Origin of the sequence: Acinetobacter sp. AOR14_HL, from assembly GCF_027855175.1 — a bacterium.
Classification (GTDB): Bacteria; Pseudomonadota; Gammaproteobacteria; order Pseudomonadales; family Moraxellaceae; genus Acinetobacter; species Acinetobacter calcoaceticus.
In genome coordinates this window covers 35,740-59,964 of record NZ_JAKTII010000016.1, presented here as the reverse complement: position 1 = coordinate 59,964, position 24,225 = coordinate 35,740, and the positions used below count along the sequence as shown (strand labels likewise).

Annotated in this window: 26 protein-coding genes; 9 read left to right on the top strand and 17 right to left on the bottom strand. The window is 38.3% G+C overall.

Annotated elements, in window-relative coordinates; translation table 11 throughout:
• Window positions 1-231: 231 nt before the first annotated feature.
• Window positions 232-801 carry a dCTP deaminase gene (gene dcd, locus MKL38_RS15530; protein WP_003653416.1) on the bottom strand — a complete coding sequence of 190 codons (570 nt, stop codon included), beginning with the start codon at window positions 799-801 and terminating at the stop codon, window positions 232-234.
• A 114-nt stretch (window positions 802-915) separates the two neighbouring features.
• A complete protein-coding gene (locus MKL38_RS15525; protein WP_270903702.1) occupies window positions 916-1,509 on the bottom strand; it encodes a LysE family translocator in 594 nt (197 codons plus the stop codon).
• Between the two features lie 363 nt (window positions 1,510-1,872).
• Here MKL38_RS15525 and MKL38_RS15520 point away from each other — a divergent pair, with 363 nt between their 5' ends.
• A complete protein-coding gene (locus tag MKL38_RS15520; protein WP_270903701.1) occupies window positions 1,873-2,442 on the top strand; it encodes a DUF2062 domain-containing protein in 570 nt (189 codons plus the stop codon).
• 32 nt (window positions 2,443-2,474) lie between these two features.
• On the opposite strand, the gene MKL38_RS15515 is transcribed toward MKL38_RS15520, so the two are convergent.
• From MKL38_RS15515 to MKL38_RS15500, 4 genes are all read right to left on the bottom strand, one after another.
• Window positions 2,475-3,347: a 5'-methylthioadenosine/S-adenosylhomocysteine nucleosidase gene (locus tag MKL38_RS15515; protein ID WP_270903700.1), complete on the bottom strand. Its 873-nt coding sequence runs from the start codon at window positions 3,345-3,347 to the stop codon at window positions 2,475-2,477.
• A gap of 143 nt (window positions 3,348-3,490) precedes the next feature.
• Window positions 3,491-4,681: an iron-sulfur cluster carrier protein ApbC gene (gene apbC / locus MKL38_RS15510; protein ID WP_003653423.1), complete on the bottom strand. Its 1,191-nt coding sequence runs from the start codon at window positions 4,679-4,681 to the stop codon at window positions 3,491-3,493.
• A 147-nt stretch (window positions 4,682-4,828) separates the two neighbouring features.
• Window positions 4,829-5,329 carry a hypothetical protein gene (locus MKL38_RS15505; RefSeq protein ID WP_004641505.1) on the bottom strand — a complete coding sequence of 167 codons (501 nt, stop codon included), beginning with the start codon at window positions 5,327-5,329 and terminating at the stop codon, window positions 4,829-4,831.
• A 66-nt stretch (window positions 5,330-5,395) separates the two neighbouring features.
• Complete coding sequence (locus MKL38_RS15500) at window positions 5,396-5,566, bottom strand: hypothetical protein (RefSeq protein ID WP_016801723.1); 171 nt, start codon at window positions 5,564-5,566, stop codon at window positions 5,396-5,398.
• Between the two features lie 47 nt (window positions 5,567-5,613).
• Between MKL38_RS15500 and metG the strand changes: the two genes are divergently transcribed.
• Window positions 5,614-7,680 (top strand): methionine--tRNA ligase, encoded by a 2,067-nt coding sequence (metG, locus tag MKL38_RS15495; protein WP_270903699.1) that lies wholly within the window; start codon window positions 5,614-5,616, stop codon window positions 7,678-7,680.
• Between the two features lie 89 nt (window positions 7,681-7,769).
• Here metG and MKL38_RS15490 read toward each other — a convergent pair whose 3' ends face one another.
• From MKL38_RS15490 to MKL38_RS15480, 3 genes are all read right to left on the bottom strand, one after another.
• Entirely contained in the window at window positions 7,770-8,105 is a 336-nt protein-coding gene (locus tag MKL38_RS15490) for a calcium-binding protein (protein WP_270903698.1), read from the bottom strand.
• Entirely contained in the window at window positions 8,086-8,274 is a 189-nt protein-coding gene (locus MKL38_RS15485) for an NF038215 family lipoprotein (RefSeq protein WP_270903697.1), read from the bottom strand. The genes MKL38_RS15490 and MKL38_RS15485 overlap by 20 nt, the downstream gene beginning before the upstream one ends.
• A 162-nt stretch (window positions 8,275-8,436) precedes the next feature.
• Window positions 8,437-9,060: a LysE family translocator gene (locus MKL38_RS15480; RefSeq protein ID WP_004641496.1), complete on the bottom strand. Its 624-nt coding sequence runs from the start codon at window positions 9,058-9,060 to the stop codon at window positions 8,437-8,439.
• 178 nt (window positions 9,061-9,238) lie between these two features.
• Here MKL38_RS15480 and MKL38_RS15475 point away from each other — a divergent pair, with 178 nt between their 5' ends.
• From MKL38_RS15475 to MKL38_RS15455, 5 genes are all read left to right on the top strand, one after another.
• Complete coding sequence (locus MKL38_RS15475; protein ID WP_017392313.1) at window positions 9,239-9,808, top strand: TetR/AcrR family transcriptional regulator; 570 nt, start codon at window positions 9,239-9,241, stop codon at window positions 9,806-9,808.
• Window positions 9,805-11,448: an MFS transporter gene (locus MKL38_RS15470; protein ID WP_270903696.1), complete on the top strand. Its 1,644-nt coding sequence runs from the start codon at window positions 9,805-9,807 to the stop codon at window positions 11,446-11,448. Before MKL38_RS15475 ends, MKL38_RS15470 begins: the two co-directional genes overlap by 4 nt.
• A gap of 40 nt (window positions 11,449-11,488) precedes the next feature.
• On the top strand, window positions 11,489-12,598 hold the full coding sequence (locus MKL38_RS15465) for an HlyD family secretion protein (RefSeq protein ID WP_270903695.1): 1,110 nt from the start codon (window positions 11,489-11,491) through the stop codon (window positions 12,596-12,598).
• Between the two features lie 64 nt (window positions 12,599-12,662).
• Entirely contained in the window at window positions 12,663-13,544 is an 882-nt protein-coding gene (locus MKL38_RS15460; protein ID WP_270903694.1) for a 1-aminocyclopropane-1-carboxylate deaminase/D-cysteine desulfhydrase, read from the top strand.
• 117 nt (window positions 13,545-13,661) lie between these two features.
• Window positions 13,662-14,861, top strand: coding sequence for an NAD(P)/FAD-dependent oxidoreductase (locus tag MKL38_RS15455; protein WP_270903693.1), 1,200 nt, complete (start codon window positions 13,662-13,664; stop codon window positions 14,859-14,861).
• A gap of 1 nt (window position 14,862) precedes the next feature.
• On the opposite strand, the gene MKL38_RS15450 is transcribed toward MKL38_RS15455, so the two are convergent.
• The 3 genes from MKL38_RS15450 to MKL38_RS15440 form a co-directional block, all read right to left on the bottom strand.
• On the bottom strand, window positions 14,863-15,033 hold the full coding sequence (locus MKL38_RS15450) for a hypothetical protein (protein ID WP_005042827.1): 171 nt from the start codon (window positions 15,031-15,033) through the stop codon (window positions 14,863-14,865).
• A gap of 128 nt (window positions 15,034-15,161) precedes the next feature.
• The gene (locus tag MKL38_RS15445; protein WP_270903692.1) at window positions 15,162-16,823 is read right to left on the bottom strand and encodes a mechanosensitive ion channel; all 1,662 of its coding nucleotides are present in this window, start codon (window positions 16,821-16,823) and stop codon (window positions 15,162-15,164) included.
• A 231-nt stretch (window positions 16,824-17,054) separates the two neighbouring features.
• Entirely contained in the window at window positions 17,055-17,282 is a 228-nt protein-coding gene (locus MKL38_RS15440; protein ID WP_003653450.1) for a hypothetical protein, read from the bottom strand.
• A gap of 290 nt (window positions 17,283-17,572) precedes the next feature.
• Between MKL38_RS15440 and MKL38_RS15435 the strand changes: the two genes are divergently transcribed.
• Complete coding sequence (locus MKL38_RS15435) at window positions 17,573-17,992, top strand: hypothetical protein (RefSeq protein WP_171056780.1); 420 nt, start codon at window positions 17,573-17,575, stop codon at window positions 17,990-17,992.
• A gap of 48 nt (window positions 17,993-18,040) precedes the next feature.
• Here the strand turns inward: MKL38_RS15435 and MKL38_RS15430 are convergent, their stop codons facing one another.
• The gene (locus MKL38_RS15430) at window positions 18,041-18,802 is read right to left on the bottom strand and encodes a ferredoxin--NADP reductase (RefSeq protein ID WP_270903691.1); all 762 of its coding nucleotides are present in this window, start codon (window positions 18,800-18,802) and stop codon (window positions 18,041-18,043) included.
• Between the two features lie 86 nt (window positions 18,803-18,888).
• On the opposite strand from MKL38_RS15430, the gene gigC reads away from it, so the two are divergent.
• Window positions 18,889-19,773 (top strand): LysR family transcriptional regulator GigC, encoded by an 885-nt coding sequence (gene gigC, locus MKL38_RS15425; protein WP_151744710.1) that lies wholly within the window; start codon window positions 18,889-18,891, stop codon window positions 19,771-19,773.
• A gap of 207 nt (window positions 19,774-19,980) precedes the next feature.
• On the opposite strand, the gene MKL38_RS15420 is transcribed toward gigC, so the two are convergent.
• The 4 genes from MKL38_RS15420 to nuoM form a co-directional block, all read right to left on the bottom strand.
• On the bottom strand, window positions 19,981-20,274 hold the full coding sequence (locus MKL38_RS15420; protein ID WP_198077915.1) for a cold shock domain-containing protein: 294 nt from the start codon (window positions 20,272-20,274) through the stop codon (window positions 19,981-19,983).
• Between the two features lie 117 nt (window positions 20,275-20,391).
• Window positions 20,392-21,027 (bottom strand): uracil phosphoribosyltransferase, encoded by a 636-nt coding sequence (gene upp / locus MKL38_RS15415; RefSeq protein WP_003653460.1) that lies wholly within the window; start codon window positions 21,025-21,027, stop codon window positions 20,392-20,394.
• Window positions 21,028-21,127: 100 nt separating this feature from the next.
• Window positions 21,128-22,624 carry an NADH-quinone oxidoreductase subunit NuoN gene (gene nuoN, locus MKL38_RS15410; RefSeq protein ID WP_270903690.1) on the bottom strand — a complete coding sequence of 499 codons (1,497 nt, stop codon included), beginning with the start codon at window positions 22,622-22,624 and terminating at the stop codon, window positions 21,128-21,130.
• A 2-nt stretch (window positions 22,625-22,626) separates the two neighbouring features.
• Entirely contained in the window at window positions 22,627-24,225 is a 1,599-nt protein-coding gene (gene nuoM, locus MKL38_RS15405; RefSeq protein WP_003653463.1) for an NADH-quinone oxidoreductase subunit M, read from the bottom strand.

Here is a 24,225-nt window from a genome sequence, read left to right as displayed (position 1 = left end):
ATCTAAGTAATTACTACTAAAAAGACAACCTATATCCAATACATTTACTTTTAAATTCTGTGATGCAGAACAAAAAAACAAATCAATTATTGATCATATTATATTATTTTTTACAAAAGGAAACTGTCATTTATCACTATTCCGATAAACGCACCTCACGTAAATTTTTTTCATAAAATTGGGCCACCTAAGCGACCCATTATTTTAAAACTCTTCTTTACCTAAGAAAAATTATGTTTTCGGAAGTGTAACGCCTGTTTGACCTTGGTATTTACCACCACGATCTTTATAAGATGTTTCACATACTTCATCACTTTCAAAGAATAGCATTTGTGCTACACCTTCCCCTGCATAAATACGGGCAGGTAAATTAGTGGTGTTTGAAAATTCTAAAGTTACGTGACCTTCCCATTCAGGTTCTAATGGAGTCACATTCACAATAATACCGCAGCGAGCATAAGTCGACTTGCCTAGACATACGGTCAACACATTACGAGGAATACGGAAATATTCAATCGTACGTGCTAGAGCAAATGAGTTTGGCGGAATAATACAAACGTCAGATTCAATATCGATAAAGCTTTTGTCATCAAAATTCTTTGGATCGACAATTGCAGAATGTACGTTAGTAAAAACCTTGAATTCACGGGCACAGCGTACATCATAACCATAGCTAGAGACCCCGTATGAGATCAACTTTTCACCATTTTCATCAAAACGGACTTGATTCTCTGCATAAGGTTCAATCATGCCGTGTTTTTCGCTCATTTCGCGAATCCAACGATCAGACTTAATAGCCATGTATTTTCTATCCAAAAGGTAATTTCATTGATTTCGACGTACTTTAACTTAAAAAAGCAATTATGAAAACAACGCAAAGCTACTCAAACAAATAAGAATAGCTCAGCGGTACCTTTAAAGGCTCAGTAAAGCAGAATAGCTAATAGGAATTGAAAAGCTGACTAAAACGAGTGAAGCTGTTTTTTGCAAATTAGTCTGATTTAGCCATGCAACTTTCTTAGAAGCTAAAAGTGATCCTAAGAAAATCCAGAATAAGGCAATTGGCGTAATAAGCGCTAAGTAAGCCATCATATGAATTAAATAGATGTGAAAATTACTCCATGCGGCCACAGGGAAAATTGCCGAAGCAAAGAGCAAGGCTTTAGGATTCAATAAGGTTGCACAAAATAATTCACGAGTACGGATCGTAGGCTGATTTAATTCAATTTCTTGATTTGCCGTATGCCATAACTTAATGGCTAAGAAAATAATATAGCAAGCACTCAACAGCTTAAGAATAGGCGGTAGCAATGGCAATGTGGTTGACACTTTCCCAATCAGCATTCCCCATGCAGAAATAGAGATCACGTAACCCAAAACTTCTGCCGGAATAAGTTTTACTGACTTCCGTAGTCCTACTTGCACGCCTGAAGAAGCGAGTAAAGTGTTAGTCGGACCAGGTGTAAGTAAAATTGTGGCTACTAAGCCAATAAAAAGCCATGAAATCATTGAATGACCTCATAATATAGTCATCTCAGATTAATAGATATCCTGTCACATGGCAAAAGGTAATTGTAAGACAAAATTTTTTAGATCACTTTTAATTTTTATATAAAAACATTAAAAACATACACTTATAAAATTACTACAAAAAGTGATAAAGAAAACTTTACGGTCAGTTGTTATGCTTTTCAAATAATTTCGTACTTAAATAACATAAGTATTTTTATTTTAAGTCTATTTTTCCATCAAAAGCCTTTATAATAAAAAATATATAGTGATGGTAAGTTTAAATTTTAAGCTTTTAATAAGTTTCAATTCATATATTGTTTCTGATTTTTTTTATTTAGAGCACCGCGCTCTACTACCTTAATGATTATGGCAAAGCACTTTTTTCAATCTTGGCTTCCCTCACCCGAGAAAGTTTCAAATATGAAATTTCTAAGGATTTTTGGTAAAAAGACCCTGAATCCTGTGCTTTGGTATGTCAATCGAAAATCAATTACCCAAGCTGTTTTTGTCGGAACCTTTTTTGGTTTACTGCCTATCCCTTTTCACAGTGTATTTATTGTGATGGCAGTCTTACTATTTGAAGTAAATTTACCAATTAGCTTAATGCTAGCTTGGCTAAGTAATCCTCTCACTTTGGTTCCTATTCTATATATTGGTTTTTGGTTTGGTGCACATATTTTTCATGTGCATATGATCAACAAAGAAATGCTGCTGGGTGTATTGCACCAGATTTCCCGCTGGATTACTAATTTCGGCCATGGGCACATTGATTTTAGTCTTGCGAAAATTTTGATGACAGGTCTTGTTGTAGAAGCTTTCGTATTTGCTGTCATTTTATATTTATCTACAGAAATTTTCTGGCGTTGGATGGTCATTAAAAACTGGAAAAGTAGACATCGCCATAAAAAGCAAGAAGAAGAGGTTTTATAAAGACTCCGATCTTCTTGCTTAGTTTTAAATTATTATTTTGGTAGTTTTGATTTCATATACTCTTCAGCCACATTGAGTACATACTCTTGGCAAGCCTCTCCTGTACCTGGGTCATAAGCTCCATTATTCGTAATATTATTAGATAAGATTCGAATCCCTAAAAAAGGAACATTAAACTGGCTAGCAATTTGTGCAACAGATGCTGCTTCCATTTCCTCGACTGAAGTGCCATAGCGTTGATGGAAAAATTGAATACGATCAAGCTCATTATTCCAGACATCTGCTGAACCAATTGTTCCCTCCACCACTTCGCCTTTGTCATAACGGACTTTATGTGCCGCCATTAATAACTCTTGGTCACCTTCAAATTTACGAATCGCAATAGGTTCTGGGTCAGACTCCTTTGTTGGCAAAACATCAAAAGCCTCAACCCATGTGAGTGAGTTTGAACCACCACCTACTGGCTGCTTTGGTGTTCTAAATGCACCAATATTGGTTGCGTATTTTCCTAAGACAATATCGTAAACGTGTAGATCTGGGTCATGCCCGCCTGATGTTCCCTGATTAATAATTGCAATCGGTTTATAACGTTCAATGGCTAAAGCAGTTGCCGCAGCCGAGTTACTCATACCCATACGGGTTTTAGAAATAATCATTGGATAACCATTATAGGTACCCTTCCAGAATGTCCACCCACCAATTTCTTCGACAACCTTATTCTCTAATTTTGAAGCCATTCTTTCCGACTCTACAGGCAAAGCACCCTGAATAATAATCGGCTGTAATTTCTGTTTTTGCTCCTGAACTGTAGGTGTTTGTGAAACAGAAGAGTCGTCATTATTGCATCCGACTAAAAATAAAGCGCTACATAAACTGATTACGCCAAAAGCACATTTAAATTGCATTTTTTACCCTTTCTTTTTAAAAAGTGTAAAGTAGCAATCTATATGCCAATTTCAAGTTTAGCTTTGTTATTAAGATTCAGTGGTTTAATTTTTTATTTTAACCAGATAATAAAAAACCCGACTTGAAGTCGGGTTTAAATAAATCAGAAGATACGTTTGTCATCACGTGTACGCTGAGGAATTTTTTCAATCTGTTCCCACATAGCCTTAGCAATATCAATATAACTATCAGCGGCATCATCCATTGCTACAACACTAGGTTTACCCTGATCAGCATGCTCACGGATCTGAGCATTTAGAGGCAAACGGCCTAATAATGGAATATGGTACTGTTCAGAGAGCTTGTCACCCCCGCCAATACCAAAAATTTGCTCTTCATGACCACAGTTCGAGCAAATATGGGTCGACATATTTTCAACGACACCTAATACAGGAATTCCAACTTTATTAAATAATTCGATACCTTTAGTAGCATCTAATAAGGCAACATTTTGTGGCGTAGTCACAATGATTGAACCAGTAACTGGGATACGCTGCGCAAGCGTGAGTTGAATATCACCAGTACCAGGTGGCATATCAATCATCAATACATCTAGATCAGGCCAAAGCGTTTGATTAAATAATTGCATTAAAGCGCCCGTTGCCTTCGGTCCACGCCACGCAACAGGTGTGTTGTTATCACCAGTTAAATGTCCAATCGATAACACCGCCATACCATAGGCATCTAAAGGCACAAAATTTTCACTTTCAATAAGAGGAGTTTTGCCAGCATTTCCCAGCATAGTCGGAATACTTGGGCCATAGATATCGGCATCCAACACTCCAACTTTAAGCCCCATTTTTTGCAAGGCAAGTGCTAAATTGACAGTAGTTGTCGATTTACCAACGCCACCCTTACCTGACGAAACTAAAATAACATGCTTAATGCGAGGATGAAGTGGAACATCTCTTTGTTGCGGAGCTGCTTTTTGGATAGGCGGATTATTCGGATCTGGTTCTGATTTAGGTGAAGCATCAAGCACAGGAGGTAAGTTCGAACTTTCTTGTGCAGGGCGCTTTTGTTGAACCACATGTAAGTTTAGTTCTTCAATACCACACTTTTCTAAAGCCCCAGCCAAATCATCATGAATTTGCTGCAAGTGCTCTTTTTCATCAGGAAATGTATTAATGGTGAGTTGTAATACTCGACCTTGAACTTGAAGCTGACTAATGCGCTCTTTTAAAGCATCTTTTGAATGCGGTAGTAAATAATTTTGGAGTACCGTTTGGATTTCATCTTCTTTCACTTCTTGTGCGGGTGAAAAAACAGACTTTAATGAAGAAAGCCAAGACATATTGTTTACTCCAAAAACAGATCATTACAGCTTAATGGAGATAGTGTAACAGTATTGATCCGCACTCGCTCACCTAAGGATGAAGAATTGCTAATTTTCAAGCTTCCATCTTTTAGGTAAGGAGTGCAGATTTTAGTTTAAATAAACTTATTCATCAGAATCATGGTGCTTCAATTTATTTAACTTATCTGTTGCTGTTTTCTTCAACTCATCAAATTTCGCCGTTGCTTGCGTTTTTAACTCATCAAATTTTGTTGCAGCCTCATCTTTTAACTCTACTGCTTTGGCTTTGGCATCATCAAGTTTATGACCTGCTTCCGTACGTAAATGATCGAACTTATCTTGCAAGGTATGCTGAGCATCCTCAAGTTTGCCTTTCAAATCATTTGCTTTATCTTCAACTGCCTCTTTGCCAGCAGCTTGTTTATCTTTTACATTTTCCTTTAAATCATCCAAAGCTTTTTCACCTTGAACTTTTGCATCTGCCACTTTGGCCTTTAACTCATCTACTTTATCTTCAACAGCTTCTTTACCAGCAGCTTCTTTAGCTTTTACGTTTTCCTTTAAATCTTCCAAAGCTTTTTCACCTTGTACTTTTGCATCTGCCGCTTTTGCCTTTAACTCATCTAATTTATTTTCAGTAGTCATCGTTGTTATCCTCGTAGTTAATTAAAAAATTACCTGAATAAGTTATTAGTTATACATCGTTATGGCTTATTTTCTGACCGTAACTGCAATTTGAAACAAAGACAATACAGGAAGATTCAAATATTTTTTGATTTGTTTATCTGTTCTAAAGAGAAACGCTCTCTGACCAAAACCCATTTTTATAGAAACCTCTTGCGCCAAACCAAAGATTATTAATCTTTGCTTATCTCCCTGCATCAGTTAAAATCTTCCACCTTATAAATACGAATGAGAGAATGAAATCCGTGCGTAAAATTTTAGTCACTAATGCCCTCCCTTATGCTAATGGTCCAATTCATATGGGTCATTTACTCGGTTACATCCAGGCAGATATCTGGGTTCGTGCCATGCGAGCAATGGGTCATGATGTGACTTATGTATGTGCGGATGATGCTCACGGTACAGCAATTATGCTACGTGCCGAAGCAAATGGTATTAGCCCAGAAGAGCAAATTGCGAATGTTCAAAAAGAACACATCCGTGATTTTGACGGTTTTGGCGTACATTTCGATCATTACGATTCAACTCATAGCGATGCGAACAAAGCCCGCTCAACAGATATCTATATTAAAAACCGTGAAGCTGGAAATATTGCAGTTCGCCCTGTAACTCAATTATTTGACCCAGAAAAAGGCATGTTCTTGTCTGACCGTTTCATTAAAGGCACATGCCCGAAATGTAAGTCAGAAGACCAATACGGCGACTCATGTGAAGTTTGTGGTACGACCTATAATGCAACTGAACTACTTAACCCACGTTCAACCTTAAGTGGCGCAACACCAGTTGAAAAATCTTCAGATCACTATTTCTTTAAACTACCGAACTTTGCTGAGTATTTACAGAAATGGACCCGTGATGAAGGTCGATTACCTGTTTCGATTGCAAACAAGCTAGATGAATGGTTTGAGTCGGGTTTAACCGATTGGGATATTTCCCGTGATGCACCTTATTTCGGTTTCGAGATTCCTGATGCACCAAATAAATACTTCTATGTTTGGGTAGATGCGCCAATTGGTTATATGTCGAGTTTTGAAAATTACATCAAAACTAAGCGCCCAGATTTAAGTTTTGATGATTTCTGGAAAAAAGACAGTCAAAACGATGTTTACCATTTCATTGGTAAAGACATTGTTTATTTCCATGCATTGTTCTGGCCTGCAATGTTGGATGGTGCAAACTATCGCACTCCAACTGGTCTTTTTGTGAACGGTTTCTTGACTGTGAACGGACAAAAAATGTCTAAGTCTCGTGGTACTTTCATTAAAGCTGAGACTTATTTACAGCATTTAAATCCAGAATATTTACGTTACTACTTTGCATCTAAACTTTCAGATAAAGTTGAAGACTCTGATTTAAATCTCGATGATTTTATTCAAAAAGTAAATTCTGACTTAGTCGGTAAAGTCGTCAATATTGCTAGCCGTTGCGCTAAATTTATCAACAGTAACTTTAACAATACTTTATCTGCTGAATGTGCAGAATCTGAATTGGTACAAAGTTTCATTGATGCAGGTGATTCAATCGCTAGCGCATATGAAGCACGTGAATTCTCAATGGCTATTCGTGAAATTATGGCGCTTGCTGATCGTGCAAACCAATATATTGACGAGAAAAAGCCATGGGCACTTGCTAAACAAGAAGGTCAAGAACAACAAGTTCTTGATGTATGCTCAGTTGGTATCAACTTGTTCCGTCAATTAGCTGTGTACTTGGCTCCAGTTCTTCCAACTTTAGCTGAGCAAGTTCAAAGTTTCTTAAAACTTGAGAGCTTCAATTTCGAATCACGTAAACAAATTCTTGTAAGCCATGAGATTGCACAGTTCCAACCGCTTATGCAACGTGTTGATCCAAAAGCTATTGCAGCAATGGTGGATGCATCTAAAGAGTCTTTAGGTACTCCTGCTCCAGAAGCAACTAAAGTAGCGGCGAAAAAGGACAAAGCTGCCGAGAAAAAAGCGGCTCCTGTTCCAGCAGTTGGTGAAGCAGAAATCATTGGTATTGAAGATTTCTTAAAGGTTGACTTACGTGTTGCTCAGGTCGTTGAAGCAGGCACTGTTGAAGGTTCAGATAAATTACTTCAACTTACTTTAGACGTTGGTGAAGCTGAAACACGTAACGTATTCAGTGGTATTCGTAGCCAATACGCACCAGAAGATTTAAAAGGTAAACTGGTCGTTATGGTTGCTAACCTTGCACCACGTAAAATGCGTTTTGGTATTTCAAACGGAATGGTACTTGCTGCTGGAAATGGTGAAGGTATTTTCATTATTTCACCAGATAGCGGTGCAAAACCAGGCGATAAAGTTTCTTAATCTGCCTTCATAAAAAAGCTTCCTAAATTGGAAGCTTTTTTTATTTTTAAAATTCGAGTTCTAAAGAAACATAAATAAGTGAATTTAAATTACGACCACGGCCACCCTTCACAAGGGTTATTAAATAAAACATGTATGTTTCCTAACTCCTCATTTGTTAAATAGCCATTCTTATTTTCATCTAAATAATGAAATAACTCTGTCTGCTTGTTTTCGCCTTGAAAACGTTTATCGGTAGGCCAGTTATAAGGATAAAAATCCTCAACGCGTTGAAATTCTTTTAGGCTGTACATTCCATCATGATTTAAATCATATTTTCCCTGAAAAAGCTCCCAATCTAAAGATGCAGGTTCACATGCATTTACCATACTCAAAACACAGTAAGTTGCACATCCTGCAAGTAACTTAATAGTTGGATTGCTCATGATTATTCGCTTGGATATCGGAAATTTTATAATCCTTTTCATGAACTGGAGTACCAACAATACTCATAGTCCGTTCATTTGCTGGTGGTTGCTTACTCATCGTTCTCATCTCACATCCTGTAGTTAAGATGAGAAAAACTACAGAAATGCACACCATTAGTTTTTTCATAACGTGATCCTCATTTCTTTTTGTTTTATTTATTAAGTTACCACTTTTTAAATGTTTAAGTGCTAAAAAAGATATTTCAAATTGTATATATTTTACGCAAAAATAAAGCCAGACTATAAACAGCTGGCTTTGGATTTTTTAGATATTTTAATTAAAGATTTATCATTTGAAGAAAATTAGCTTTAAACCCAATAGGCTAACAATGCTTCCAGCAACTCGGTCAACACCAGTTTTTGCCTTTAAATACATTGTTCTAGGCTTCTCTGAAGATAGCAGCATTGCCACACATGAATACCAACCAGCATCAATCATAAAACAAATCACTGGCAATGCGACGTAGTAATAATTTGGGATTTCTTTCGGCAGTAAAGCAGTAAATACACTTGCTAATACAACTGCGATTTTTGGATTACTTAACTGAGTAATCAAACCATATCGATATGCCTGTTTATAGGTCATTTTCGATTTTGCATCGTTTTCCATTGCAATTGGTTCTTTGGCATGTTTAATAATTTTAAAAGCTAGCCAAAGCAAATACAGCCCACCACCAATTTTTAAAATTAAATAAGCAGAAGGTACAGCCAATAAGACCGCTTGTAATCCCATAACAGCTAATAGGCCAAACAGAGCCGCACCTGTACCCGTTCCTAAAGCCGTGAACAAACCATGTTTACGTGATTTAGAAATTGAATTTTGTGCCACATAAATAAAGCTTGGCCCAGGGCTTATTGCTCCAAGCATCAATGCCATCGCAATTGAAAAAAGAGGAATAAGGGACTCAAACATTGTATTGACCTAGCATTACGCAATTGCGCGGTATTCTACCAGCTTTTTATGACGCAGATAAAAATGGAGAAGATATAAATGATGAAAATTGAATTTTCATGTTTTTACAATTTATATCTTCACAGCGGACAAAAATGTCCGTTAAATATATAACCTTTAAAACTCCCCAATCGATGACATGAGTAAACGTCAAAAAATTGCTGCCCATAATCGGGATGAATTACTCAATGCAGCCGAAGAATGTTTTCGTATTCATGGCATTAATGTCCCCTTACAAGTTGTGATTGACCACGCTGGTGTAGGACGAGCAACGTTCTATCGTAACTTTTGCGATCGCAAAGCTTTAATTAGCGCACTTTTAGAACGCGCGATTACACAGCTAGAGCAAAAAGCAGCTCATTTTCAACAATTCGAAGACGGTTTATTTCGTTTAATTGAAGGACACATTGGGCAACTTCCCAAGCTCGCAATTTTGCAAGATTTTTGGAGAGTAATTGATCGACAAGACCCAATTATGTTAAAAATCTATGAACGGCGAAATAATGCACTTAATCCACTGATTCAAAAAGCAATAGAACAAAAACTGTGCCGAGCTGATCTAACTGCCGATGACTATGCAATGGTTACTGCAATGTTAGGTTCTTCATTTCAAGGACATGAGCCAGAAGAACAGACTCGCTTAGCAAAACGAGCAATTGAATTACTATTTCATGGTATTCAAATACAAAAAATTCGAGGGATAGAATGAGTAAAACGCCTCGTTATTTAGAAACACCACCCGACTGGACACCAGAAGAGCAACCGACTCTACCTGGTTCACCAGCAGCGATTGCACACTCTGTACCTAAGCGGTTTATTTACTTTTTTATCGGTTTATTTATAGCTCTTTCGGCAAGCTTAAGTAATGGTTTTATTACGGCAAATTTACCTTTAATTCAAGGTGAATACAGTCTTACCCCTTCCGAAGCTGCTTGGCTGCCTGCGGCCTATGTCATGGCAAATGTAAGCTCAAATCTGATTTTGTTTAAAGCCCGTCAACAGTATGGCCTGAGAGTATTTTCAGAAATAGGGCTGGTTATTTTTATTGCGGTTCTTGTTTTGCATATTTTTGTGCATACCTATGAAATGGCACTATTCGCTCGAGTTGTCGCGGGTTTAGCTGGCGCACCACTAAGCTCTTTAGGTATGTATTACACCATGCAAGCCTTTAAAAAAGCAGATATGGCAAAAGGAATATATATCGCCTTCGGCTTTCAGCAACTTGGCGTACCCTTGGCTTGGATTATTTCTCCTTTCCTTGTAAGTACAGACAGTTGGTCTGTTCTTTACACCTTTGAGCTCGGTTTAGCACTTTGTTGTTTAGCCATGGTCGTTTCATTGAAATTACCACGTAGCTTAAGAATTTATGTTTTTGAGAAGCAAGATTTCTTCACCTTTGCTTTACTGGCTCCAGGTTTTGCATGTTTATGTATCGTGCTGACGCAAGGTCCAATTTTATGGTGGTTTAATAGCGAATGGCTTGCCTACGTATTAATCGCAGGTTTTAGCTTAGTTGTTTTAGGTTTGCTCTATGAGCACTATCGTGCCAATCCATTAATTATGACGCGTTGGCTAGGCGCCTCTTCGACCCTACGTTTCATTTTTGGTGCTTTTGCAATACGTCTTTTAATGTCAGAACAAAGCTATGCTGCTGTTAACTTCTTAAAAACAATGGGAATGGGACCTGATCAATTTGTTCCACTCTATGTTGTGATATTCATAGGGATTTTAAGCGGAACACTTTTTAGTGCGCTTACTTTTTCGCGCGAACGAATTATCTTCCACTTACTTTTTGCAGAGTTTTTGATTCTGGTCGCCTGTGGACTAGATTATCACTTAACCAGTGATGTCCGACCTGTGAATTTCTTCGCAAGTCAGTTTTTAGTCGGCTTCGCAGGTGGTTTATTTATTGGACCATTACTTCTCATTGGCTTCGCACAAACCTTGGCTAAAGGCCCTTCGTATGTGGTGACTTTTATTGTGTTGTTCTCTGCAACCCAAACTTTCGGTGGTCTTGTAGGGTCTTCTTTCTTCTCGACCTATCAACAACATCGTACGCAGAACTATCAGGCAGAGATCATTAAAGATTTAGAACAAGCAGACCCTCTAGTCGCTCAAAGGCTATCTATCTATCAACGCAGTGCATCAATCACCACTACTGACCCAGCATTACAAACAGCTCAATCCATGCGCTCACTTAATCAAGTGGTCACTCGTGAAGCCCAAGTGCGAGCCTACAATGACGTTATTGCATTAAACGGTATTTTTGCCGTCGCCCTACTCTTATGGGGTGGATTTAATATTGCACGTAGTAAATATCTACAACGCAGAGGAATTAGCCGTCCTTAACGGCTTTCGTATTTGATGAAATAGAAATTGAGATTGATATATGTCAGATGATCAAAACAAACCAGAACAAACGCCTGCTCAGGCACCTGCCAACGAGCCTGCACCTGCAAGTAAACTAATTCCGACAAAACGCTCAACACTGTTATGGATGTTAGGTGTTCTTATTGTCGGTATTTTAGTAATTTTATGGGCATGGAGAATTGGACCTTTTGCAACGAGTGTTCAGCAAACTGACAATAGTTATGTCAAAGGTAAAACCACAATTTTATCGTCACAAATTAATGGCTACGTTAAAGATGTATTAGTGAAAGACTTTGATCATGTCAAAAAAGGTCAAGTGTTAATGCATATTGATGCAACCACTTACGATCAAAAAGTAACGCAAGCAGCTTCTGGGGTTGAACAAGCTAAAAATACTTTAGCTAATCAAACTCAATCCATTGCTCAAAAACAAGCTGATATTGTGGCGGCACAAGCAAAAGTGGATCAAGCAAAAGCTCAATACGAACTCTCTTTAGCACAGCTTAGACGCTATCAACAGTTAGGAAATAGTGGCGCAGCCTCTAAATCTGAGCAGGATAAAGCCGCAGCAGATGCTGAAAATAACCTTGCAGCACTAAATCAAGCAGAAGCCAATGTATTAGTTGCAAATGAAGCGCTTAAAACAGCACAAGTCGCAGAAGCTGGCTTAGAAGCACAAGTTTCAAGCGCTAAAGCACAGTTAGACCAAGCACAAACCACCAAAGACTATAGCGTTATTGTTGCCCCGATGGATGGTCAACTGGGTGAGGTGAACCCTCGTGTGGGGCAATATGTCGCAGCAGGTTCACAGTTGCTCTACCTGATTCCACAGCAAACTTGGGTGATTGCCAACTTTAAAGAAACTCAAATTGCCAATATGCGTATTGGGCAAAAGGCATGGTTTACAGTCGATGCCATGAAACACAAAAAATTTACAGGGCATGTTGAACAAATTTCACCAGCTGCGGGTTCCGAGTTCAGTGTATTAAAGCCAGACAATGCGACAGGAAACTTTACTAAAGTTGTTCAACGAATTGCCGTGCGTATAACCATTGATCCAAATCAGGAAGGAATGGAACATTTACGTCCAGGTATGTCAGTGGTTACTTCTGTCGATACAAATTCGTAAACAGCTTTTTAAAGTTCTATTTAAAAAGTTACAATGTGATCAATCATTATTTTCTCAATTTCTAATGTTTGATCACATTACTCAATCAGTTCCTTATCAACATATTCAACTTCCTTATCCCCTGCATCTCGACATTAAGCGGTTAGATCTAATTCACCCTCAAATCTCAGGGAATAAATTTTTCAAACTAAAATACAATCTACTTGCAGCACAGCAACAAGAATTATCACGCGTTTTGACTTTTGGTGGGGCTTATTCAAATCACATTGCTGCAACTGCGTATGCAGCTCATCTTTTTGGCTTTAAAAGTATTGGAATTATTCGTGGTGAAGAGTTAGCTGGCAAACCTCTTAACCCTACTTTAGAAAAAGCTCAAAGTTTAGGAATGCATTTACATTTTGTCTCGCGCACTGAATATCGTTTGAGAGATGATGCAAAATATCTTCAACAATTACACAATCAATTTCCTGAAACTTTCATTATTCCTGAAGGCGGTTCTAATCAGCTAGCCGTACAAGGTTGTCAGGAAATTCTCAGCCAAAGTGATTTGCAAAATTATGATGTGATTTGCTGTGCAGTGGGAACTGGTGGAACGATTTCGGGTCTTATTGAAAGAAGTTCAGCACATCAAAAGATTCTAGGGTTTTCAGCATTAAAAGGCGACTTTCTACTACAAGAGATTCAGCAGTGGACTAAAAAACAGAATTGGTCACTGACAGATGCCTACTGCTGTGGTGGTTATGCTAAAACTTCACCTGAGTTATTCGCATTTATCCAAAATTTTGAAGAACAATACGCTGTACCTCTTGAACCGATCTATACGGGAAAAATGATGCTCGGCCTGTTTGACCTTATCAAAAACAATTACTTCCCTGAAGGAACTCGTATTCTGGCAATTCATTCTGGTGGTTTACAGGCTGATATAAGAAACAAGCTAAGCTACTGATTCATTAATTTTTAGGAGATCTTGCTCCCGATACCAATAAATGTCTTTAGCACGAGCAAGTGTCGGCATGATAGTATATGCCCCTTTTTAATTTTCAAGATTAATCGAGAATCTCTTATGTCTAACAGTCATGTCGATGTCATTGTCTTAGGTGCAGGTGCTTCTGGACTCATGTTGGCTGCACATGCTGCTAAACGCGGGCGCTCGGTTTTAATTTTAGAAAAAGCCAATAAAATTGGTAAAAAGATTTTAATGTCAGGTGGTGGTAAGTGTAACTTTACTAACCTATATGTAGAACCTGATAACTATATTTCTCATAATCCGCACTTCGTTATTTCTGCCCTGTCACGGTATAGCAACTGGGACTTTATCGGTTTGGTATGTGACTACAAAATTGCCTATGAAGAACGTAAACATGGGCAATTATTTACGCTAAACGGCGCTAAAGAAATTTTAGAAATGCTGGTGAGTGAGTGTAATAAAACTAAACATGTAGATATTCAAACCCATTGCGAAGTTGGACAAATTACACCCTTGGAAAAAGGTGGGTTTTCACTAAACACCAATCAAGGACATTACACTTGTGATTCTTTAGTGATTGCGACTGGGGGCTTATCGATTCCAACATTAGGCGGTTCTGGTTTTGGCTATGAACTGGCACAAAAATTTGGACATCAGGTTTTTCCAACTCGTGCAGGTTTAGTTCCATTTACTTTTTCAGACCATATTAAAGAAGTGACCACACGTTTAAGTGGTAATGCTTTGGATGTGACGTTAAGCAACTCAAAAAACAGCTTTACTGAGGCATTATTATTTACCCACCGTGGTTTGAGTGGACCAAGCTCCCTACAGCTTTCAAACTATTGGAATTCAGGAGAAAGTTTTAAAATTGACTTCTTCCCTAGCCAAGATTTAGCAACTTATTTAAAAGATAAAAAGAAAGCACAGCCTAAAGTTTTATTACGCACTCTTCTTAATGAATTTACTGCCAAAAGTATTATCCAAGAGTTACAACAACTCATATGGTCAGAGCAGAGCGAAACAGCGATTGGTAATATCAGTGATGCACAGCTAGATCATATTGCCGAGCAGTTACATGGCTTCGCAGTTAAACCGTCTGGAACAGAAGGATATCGTACTGCTGAAGTTACTTTAGGTGGAATAGATACAACAGAAGTATCTTCCAAGACTATGGAAAGTAAAAAGCAGAAAGGATTGTTTTTTGTTGGCGAAGTACTCGATGTAACTGGCCATTTAGGAGGTTATAACTTCCAGTGGGCGTGGTCTTCTGCCTATGCTGCTGCCCAATACGTATAAGCTAATTTGAGTTTTTCGAACTATTTGATGCGTTCTGTGAATCTTGCGGCTGAGAAGTAGTCTGTTTCGAGCTTTCCGACTTACTAAATACAAATTTATAAGCACTCGCTAAAAAACCTACCGTAATTCCGGCAATGACAATTGGTGCTAAAAAACGACCTGGTTTCTTCATCGTATTTTCCTCACTTATTTGTTTTTATAACGGCCAAAAAAGAACGACCACTCAATATAGAGTGGTCGAACTTATCACAAAAATCAAAGATTTTTTGTACTGTTTATCTGAAATTTAGTTTAATTCCCTTAAATTTCATCATTTTCACCTGTAGAGCCAAACGGTTTGTTCACTGGGGGTTGTGCTGGATTCACCTGTACAGAATCAGCTGGTTTTGCATCAGATGAAACTGTAGATGGTGTCGTTGGCGCTGATGTAGTTGTGGCTGGAGCCGCACTACCCGTACTAGACGGTGGTTGATAAAGAGGATTTGGTTGATTCGCTTCTTTTTTAGCTTTATCAAGCAAATCAGTTAAAAGTCGTTCTGCTGGTTGACGACCACCTAAGCCAAATGCAAGAGCGAAAGCAACTGCAACTGCGCCTAGAGTCAAACCAAATGCAAGATTAACGATTGAATCTGCAATACCCATCGCTCTTAAACCAAGCGCAAGTACTAGACCAATAATTAAGACACGAACTAAACTAGCTAACCAACGCGAGCTATTATATTCACCACGTTGTACCACGTTCGCCACAACATTTGCGAGCCAAAAGCCAATAACCAAAATAACAGCACCTAACAGAATGTTTGCACCGAAATGGATAAACATTGCGATTAGACCACTGATTTGGTCGAAACCAAGACGATCCGCAGCTTCAGAAACCGCAAATAGCATCGTAAAGAATACAATTAACCAGCCAACTGCATTAGAAACTTTGGTTTCACCTAAAAAGCGTTGTACATCTAATTTGGCAGGAATGTCATCAACACCTGTACCCGCAATTAACTCTGCAACCAAACGCCCAACAAAACGAGAAACAATATAAGCAACCAGTAGGATTAAACCTGCCGCAATAATATTTGGAATTGCGCGTAAGATTTCATTCAGCATTGCTGTCGCTGGCTGAGAAATTGTCTCAATCCCTAAAGCTTCGAACGCTACAATCAATGTCGTAATAATAATGATGGCAAAAACAAACGAACCTAAGAATTTGCCTACATTAGAGCTTTTGAAAAGACCAATTTTTTCAGCTTGAGCCTGAACACCTAAGCTATTTACTAAACCTTCAACAATACCGCGTACAATTTTTGCCAAGATATAACCAACAAAAACGATAACGCCAGCAATAAAGATATTTGGTAAGAACGCTACGGCGTCATTTACCATATTTTGAACTGGAATCAGTAAGCCTGTTAATCCTAATATTGAAAGAACAATCGGAAGGAAAAGTAACAATACAAGCCAGTAAAGAATTTCACCGATATTTTGGCTAATTCCACCTACACCCACTTCACTGCTTAATTTATCATCGAGTTGGGTTCTGGATAAAACATTGGTCACCCCTGCTCGCACCAGTCGAGCAACGATCCAACCAATAAAACCCACCACCACAGCAGCAATAATATTTGGAATATAGACGAGTACCTGATTTACCATATTGCTGAACGGGCCACTTACTCCACTAATGTTAAGTACATTGAGAGCTGCGACAACCGCTAAGATTAAAATAAACCAGAATACGACTTTTGAAATAAGGCCTTCTATATTTGGGGCTCGACCAGTGGCTGAAGATAGTTTGGCATTGGTATTTACTTTTTGTAGAAGCTTTTTCACACCTGCCGCTACCAATAAAGCAATTATCCAACCCACTAATAAGATCACTATTGCAGCCAGAATTGGATGAAACTGATCCCAGTAATACATTGCATCAAATTGAGCGCCGCGAGGCCCATCAAAAAATTCATTCATATTGTTATGTCCTCAATTGTTATGTTCTTTTCAGTGTTATCTCTAGGAAACACCATTCGTTGTAAAAAATGACGATGAATGCGGTCTATCTCACATTATGTTTTGAATATTTTCTAATCAACACACTTCTGCATAAATACAACAAATTGATGCAAAAGGTTGCAAAAAAGCCTTCAGGTCTCCACCTAAAGGCTTGATATCAAGATATACTGGTTAAATTATTACCTCTTTTTAACCTATATAGGTCTTTAAATTAGAAGCATTTGAAATAACATGTGGCACAGGCTCATGTTGCATAGCTCCTTCTTCTTTAGGCACGTTGCTATGATCAGCTATCATATAAACTACAAGGGCAAGAAGAAAAAGCCCAACAATAATTAAAATATAAACTGGTAATCTTCTTTTTTTCGCAGTTTCTTCAGGACTCGTCACATGAGGTGGTTTTGAAAAATCATGCATCTTCTTTCCCCTCTTCTATTATCATTAACTTTATATTCATCATAGCAATTTGCTTTGTTGCATTGTGTGAAAAAGCATTATGCGAAGGTGTCTGTGATTGCAAAACTCTACTTTTAAAGCAATAAAAATAGTATAAAATTTGCACACATTAATTTAGACGATTAAAAATAATTTCCAACTATTCACGAACTTCGTCTATGTCCCATTTGTAATACAATATGTTTTAGCGCTTACTTTTTAGAAAATAGGCTATAATAAGCCCCCATGTTTTAAAGCTACTCTATTTTATGATGTATCGTCAGCAAAACGTAACTCTTGATCTCGACACTGACGTCACACATCAATGTTATATCCACCAGACAAGAGACGAACATCTCATTGGTATTATTGAATTTAATAAACCAAGTTATGAACTCAAATGGGGTGATCTGGAATATTTTCGTCGTCGTACTGAAGAATTTTCAGTTATGCCATTTCCTGACTGCATTAACGCCATGATTGTTGATATTCGTAATATCAATATTTTTCTGGACAATGAAGTTCCGATTTTACCTTGGCGTTTACTTGAAGAAGACTGTCCTGTTCGCTTAGTTGTTCCCCAAGATCGTTTAGAACATTATGCAGGCCTTTTTGAACCTACTTGGCTTTCAAGCGATGTAGACAGTGCCATTTCCGAAATTCGTGAATTTATGGATATGTTTGTCCATTAATAAACATATCCATAAAAATAATTTTAAAGTTCTTTTAATTGTCGTTTGTTACCAGTAATTTTCTACTGCAATATTTCCTTCACCTCGACGATTCATCGTCAAACCACGGCGCTTTAAAGCCTCTTTCGTGTCATCTACCATTTCTGGGTTTCCACAAAGCATGACATGGCTTGTTGCAGGACTCAATTCTATACCAGCAACTTTTTCTAATTCACCGTTTTCAATCAAAACTGGTAAACGATCATGTAACTGTGCTGATGGATCACGAGTGATAATTGAAATAAATTTAAAACCGACGTGCCCTTCCCCAAAAGTTTCAGCAATCTCTTGAATACGATCCATATAAGCTAATTCAGCAGCTGTACGTACACTGTAAACCAAATTAATCTTTTGATATTTCGACCATGTATCGAAGTCTTGTAGCATCGATAAAAATGGAGCCAAGCCAGTACCCGTTGCCAATAACCATAAATCATGTGGTAAAGGCTGTTGATAGCGAGCTAAAGTAAGATAACCATAAGGTATTTTTTCTAAGTAAAGCTCATCACCTACCTTCAAATGTTGAAGATTTGAGGTAAATGCACCGTCAGGCACTACAATCGAGAAAAATTCTAGCGTTTCATCAAATGGGGACGACACCACCGAATAGGCACGAACAACAAGTTCTTCTCCAACTTTCAGTCCAATACGCGCAAATTGCCCAGCCGTAAATTTAAAATGTGCAGGGCGAGTCATGGTGAAACTAAAAAGAGTTGGAGTCCAGCGGTGTACAGATAAAACTTTTTCTACGCTAAATTTTTCAATTGACATGATTTCAACGTGGCATGAAATAGTGCGCTCATGTTAGCATGACAGCCGAAATAATGAATACTTTTAAACGTTAAGGCTTTTTAAACATGCGCATGACATTACGCCAGTTGGCTGTTTTTGTAGCAGTCGCTCAAGAAGGAACTGTCACCAAAGCCAGTGATGCGGTCAGACTGACGCAAAGTGCAGCAAGTATGGCTTTAGCCGATTTAGAGGATGGCCTTGGTGCTCCTCTATTTGATCGTTTAGGTAAACGACTACAACTCAATGATCTTGGTCGCTTTCTATTGCCACAAGCACTAGAAATATTAGGTCGCTGTGAAGCTTTTGAGCAAGCTGCAAAAGGTGAGTTACAAAGTATTGACTTACGTATTGGGGCAACTCTAACGATCAGTGATTACCTTATGCCAGATTTAATGGCTAACTTTTTACAGTATCACCCTAAAGCACACTTGCAATTACAGGTGGGCAATACACGCCAAATGATTGAAGCTGTCAACCAGTTTCAGCTTGATTTAGCATTAATTGAAGGCTCATGTCACCTACCTCAACTTCAATGCATTCACTGGCGTGACGATGAGCTTGCAGTATGCTGCTCACCTACCCATCCTCTAGCACGCTTAAATCGACCTTTAACACCGCATGATTTTCATCAAGTTGAATGGATTTTACGTGAAGAAGGTTCGGGAACTCGTGAAGTGTTTGATAATGCTATTTTGCAAGATCTACCAGACGCTAATATTCGCCTCACCCTAGGCCACAATGAAGCAATTTTGAAAATCGTTGCTGGTGGTTTAGGAATGTCTTGTATCTCCAAACTCGCTATTGAACCTTTAATTGAAAAAGGACAATTAGTTATTTTAGATACACCATTCTGGCAACTTACTCGCCCACTTTACATGTTAGTACACCGTCAAAAATACCAAGGCCCTGGCCTAAAAGCATTCTTACAATTCTGTGAAGATCAGGTTTAAAGCCTGATCTTTTAGTGCCATCTTGAGTCATTCTCACATGGCTCACCATTTTTTCATTTTATTATTTATTAATTAAAAAAAATTAAGGGAAGTTAACACCTCCCTTAATTTTTTATTACTTACTTGTTCCAAACGTTATCAAAAATCATCTCTGACCGTCACAACTAAACTCGATGCCAAGATAGCCTTGAAGATTGAGAATCACTATTAACGTCGAAAATGTGATAACAACTCTGTCGTAATCGCTTTATTATGACTAGTGATTTTAGTTTTTTTGGTTTTAGACGGATTAGGATCGATACGCTCAATCTTTACAGCCTTAAATTTCCCCTGATTATCTACAGCGAGAAATTTCACTTTTTCATTTCTTTTCGGCTCCCCTTCTGATGCAGGAAAATCCGAAATATGAAAGAAAATATCTCCTTCAGCCGTTCCAATAAAACCAAATCCTTTGTCAGGATCATATTGTTTAACTTTTCCGGTATAAAACTCTTGCTTCATGATCTTTACCTTACTTTTTCAATACTGTTATTACAGCAGAAAATTAAAAAGAGACTTTCAATCCGCCCTCAAAACTTTACGGTTTGATTAAGTCTCTTTTTATCGTTATTTCAAAAATTAGTCTTTTTGGACACTACCAAAAATTTTATCGCCCGCATCACCTAAACCAGGAACAATATAGCCCTGTTCATTTAAGCCATTATCAATAGATGCTGTATAAATCTGTACATCTGGATGAGCGGCTTCAACTTTAGCAACACCTTCTGGGGCAGCAACTAATACCATAACACGTATATCTTTACAGCCACTCGCCTTTAACACATCAATAGCAGCAACTAATGAGTTACCTGTTGCCAACATTGGATCGATAATCATTGCAAGACGATTAGCAACATCTGGAACTAGTTTTTTATAATAAGTACGAACTTCTAATGTTTCTTCATTACGTTCAAGACCTAAAACACTAACCTTGGCACTTGGAATCAGATTAAGTACGCCATCCAGCATACCAATTCCTGCACGTAAAATCGGTACAATCGTTATTTTTTTACCAGCAATACGCTGAGTAGTAACAGTTCCGGCCCATCCATTAATTTCACAATCCACAACTGGTAAATCTTTTGTTGCTTCATACGTCAATAACATAGTCACTTCCTGAGCAAGCTCACGGAAATTCTTAGTACTGATGTCAGAACGACGTAACAAACCTAATTTATGACGAATAAGTGGGTGACGAATTTCTTGAATGGCCACAGATGTTACCTAAAAATATAAAAACGTATTTATTATAATCTTTTTTTAATGCCCAATAAAAAAAAGCCTCCAGATTTGGAGGCTTTTTTGTACACTAGGATTATTGTTGTTGTGAAAGCATGAAATGTAGTGGAGATAAAATTTCTGCTTTTAATGCCAAATTAATCATTGGATCTGGGTAAACACCCAAAATAATAACTAATGCAGCAGCAGCCAATACCATTAAACCACCTACTTTTTGACCCCAATGAGCATCTGCATCAATACGAGGAGTGTCTGGTGGTGTCATATACATTACAACCATCACACGTAAGTAATAGTACAAACCAATACCACTACCCACAATAATCATTGCAGCCAAGAACCAGTGTTGAGTTGTTACAGCAGCCATTACCACTAAGAACTTACCAATGAAGCCCGCTGTTAATGGAATACCAGCCAAAGATAGCATCATGACTGTCAAAGTTGCTGTAAGTACTGGACGACGCCAGAACAAACCACGGTAGTCTGCAAGGCTTTGTGCTTCATCTACGTTGTTATATGGGCTAGACATTAACGCTACCGCACCAAAAGCACCGATAGTTGTTAATACATAAGACACCACATATACAGTTACGCTACCCAAGCTCGCATAAGTCATGCTAATTAAAGCAATTAACAAATAACCAAAATGAGCAATAGATGAATAACCAAGAATACGTTTTAAGTTAACTTGACGAACAGCGAGTAAGTTACCAACTAAAATCGACAATACTGCAATGATTGTCAAAATAGTGACTAACGAGTCCACCATAATTGCGCCTGAAGCAAGCATATAGCGCACGAACAAACCAATGGTTGCAACTTTAGCAGCGGTCGCCAAGAAAGTTGCCATTGGCGCTGGTGCACCTGCATATACATCTGGTGTCCATTTATGGAACGGCGCAAGCGATAATTTAAACGCAACAGCAAAGATAATGAGTGCTAAACCTAATAACACCATTGGCTGTTTGATTGCACCAAATAACGCCTGTACAGAATCATAGAATGAAAGCGAACCAGTATATGCGTAGATGTATGCCATACCCATCAACAGCATTGCAGAAGCTGTCGCTGAAAGTACAAGATATTTAATACCAGCTTCAAGTGAACTACTACGTTGATAGGTATAAGCAAGTAAGCCATATACAGGAATCGACATTAACTCAAGGCTAATGAAGAACGATGCATAGTGAGAACTTGCAACCATCAACATTGCACCTGCTACTGAAGCAAGTAACAAAAGATATAGTTCTTCGCGGTTATCTTTATAAGTTTCGATGTAAGCATGAGACAAAGTACAACAAGCCAATGCCGCAATCAAAATCATAAATTGATAGAACATGGTAAATGGATCAACCATAAACATGCCCATCACATTTGCCGGTACAAACTTACCGCCAAATACTGCAAATAAAATATAAAGTGCAGCGAGGTTTAGACCAACAACAGAAGTTGTTGCAATTAAATTATGATTACGCTTAATAGAAATTAACAGCATGACGACGATTGTTGTCAAAGCAACAATCATCACCGGAGCTAAAGGCATAAGCGTAGAGAGTGATACTGTGAAGTTCATGATTATTGGATCTCCACATGGTCAAGTTGAGTAGCTGTTTGCTGAACAGTTTCAACGACTTCTTGAACTGGCATATAACTATTGACCAACCACTGCATGCTTGAATGAGACATATCCAAGAATGTTTGTGGGTAGATACCAAGCCAAACGAGACCAATCGCACAAATCATCAAAATACCAACTTCACGAGCAGATAAGTCTTTTAGTGGACTAGTGTAGTGTTGCTTTTGTTCAGGGTTTGGTTCACCAAATAAAGCACGGTGAATCAAAATCAAGCCATATAAGCCTGCAAATACAAGGCTGATAGAAGCAAGAATCGTGAAGACAGGATATTTATTAAATGAACCCATCAAAATCAGGAATTCACCAATAAAGTTACCTAAACCTGGCACGCCCACAAGAGCAGCTACGAAGAACATCAAGAAAAATGGCAAGTACTGAAGCTGGCCACGAAGACCACCCATTAAACGTAAATCACGTGTATGTAAACGTTCGTAGATCTGACCAGACATAATGAACAATGCAGCTGATGACAAACCATGTGCCAACATCATGATCATTAGACCTTGGAAGGTCAAAATGTTACCTGCGTAAATTGCAAGTAAAATAAAGCCCATGTGTGAAATCGACGTATACGCAAGTAAACGTTTCATGTCAGTTTGCTGGTAAGCACACCATGCGCCGTAGAAAATACCAATCAAACCGAAAATAATCGCAATATCTGCAAACTGAGCAGAAGCTGTCGGGAAGAATGGAATAACAAAACGAAGCAAGCCATACGCAGCTGTTTTAATCAAGATACCCGCTAAGTCCACAGAACCTGCTGTAGGAGCTTGAGCATGCGCATCTGGCAACCAACCATGTAATGGGAATACTGGTAACTTCACGGCAAAACCAATGAAGAAACAGATCATGAAACCATAAGCTAGGTTCGCAGGTAAGTGGTTGGCTACAGCTAATAAATAGTTGTAATCGAAACCGATCATGCCTGTCATCATGTAGCCATAAACTACAAGACCAAGGATACCGATTAACATCACTAAACCAGCGATTTGTGTATAAAGGAAGAACTTGGTAGCTGCGTAAACACGTGAACGACCGTTTGAACCTTTATGACCCCATAACGCAATCAAGAAGTAGATTGGTACAAGCATCATCTCCCAGAAGAAGAAGAACAAGAACAGGTCAATCGCTAAGAATACACCGATAACGCCACCTAAACTCCATAAGAGGTTTAAGTGGAAGAAACCAACGTTCTTTTGAATTTCGCCCCATGAACAACCAACAGCAAGTACACCAAGTAACGCTGTTAATAACACCATGAGTAAAGATAAGCCATCCACAGCAAGGTGAATGCCGATACCGAGTGATTGAATCCACGGTAAATAGAACTCAGCAGTCCAAGTTGGGATTTTTGAACCCAACTCATAGCTATAAGTTCCACTTTGCCAAAGTGCAAGACCTAAGCCCAAAGTAATGAGCATACCAATTAAGGCAATCCAGCGTGGCAAAGTTTTGTCGAGCTTATCGACTAACCAACAAATAAAACCAGCAATGAACGGAACAAGAATCAGCGCGGGTAAAATTAAATTGTTTTCCAT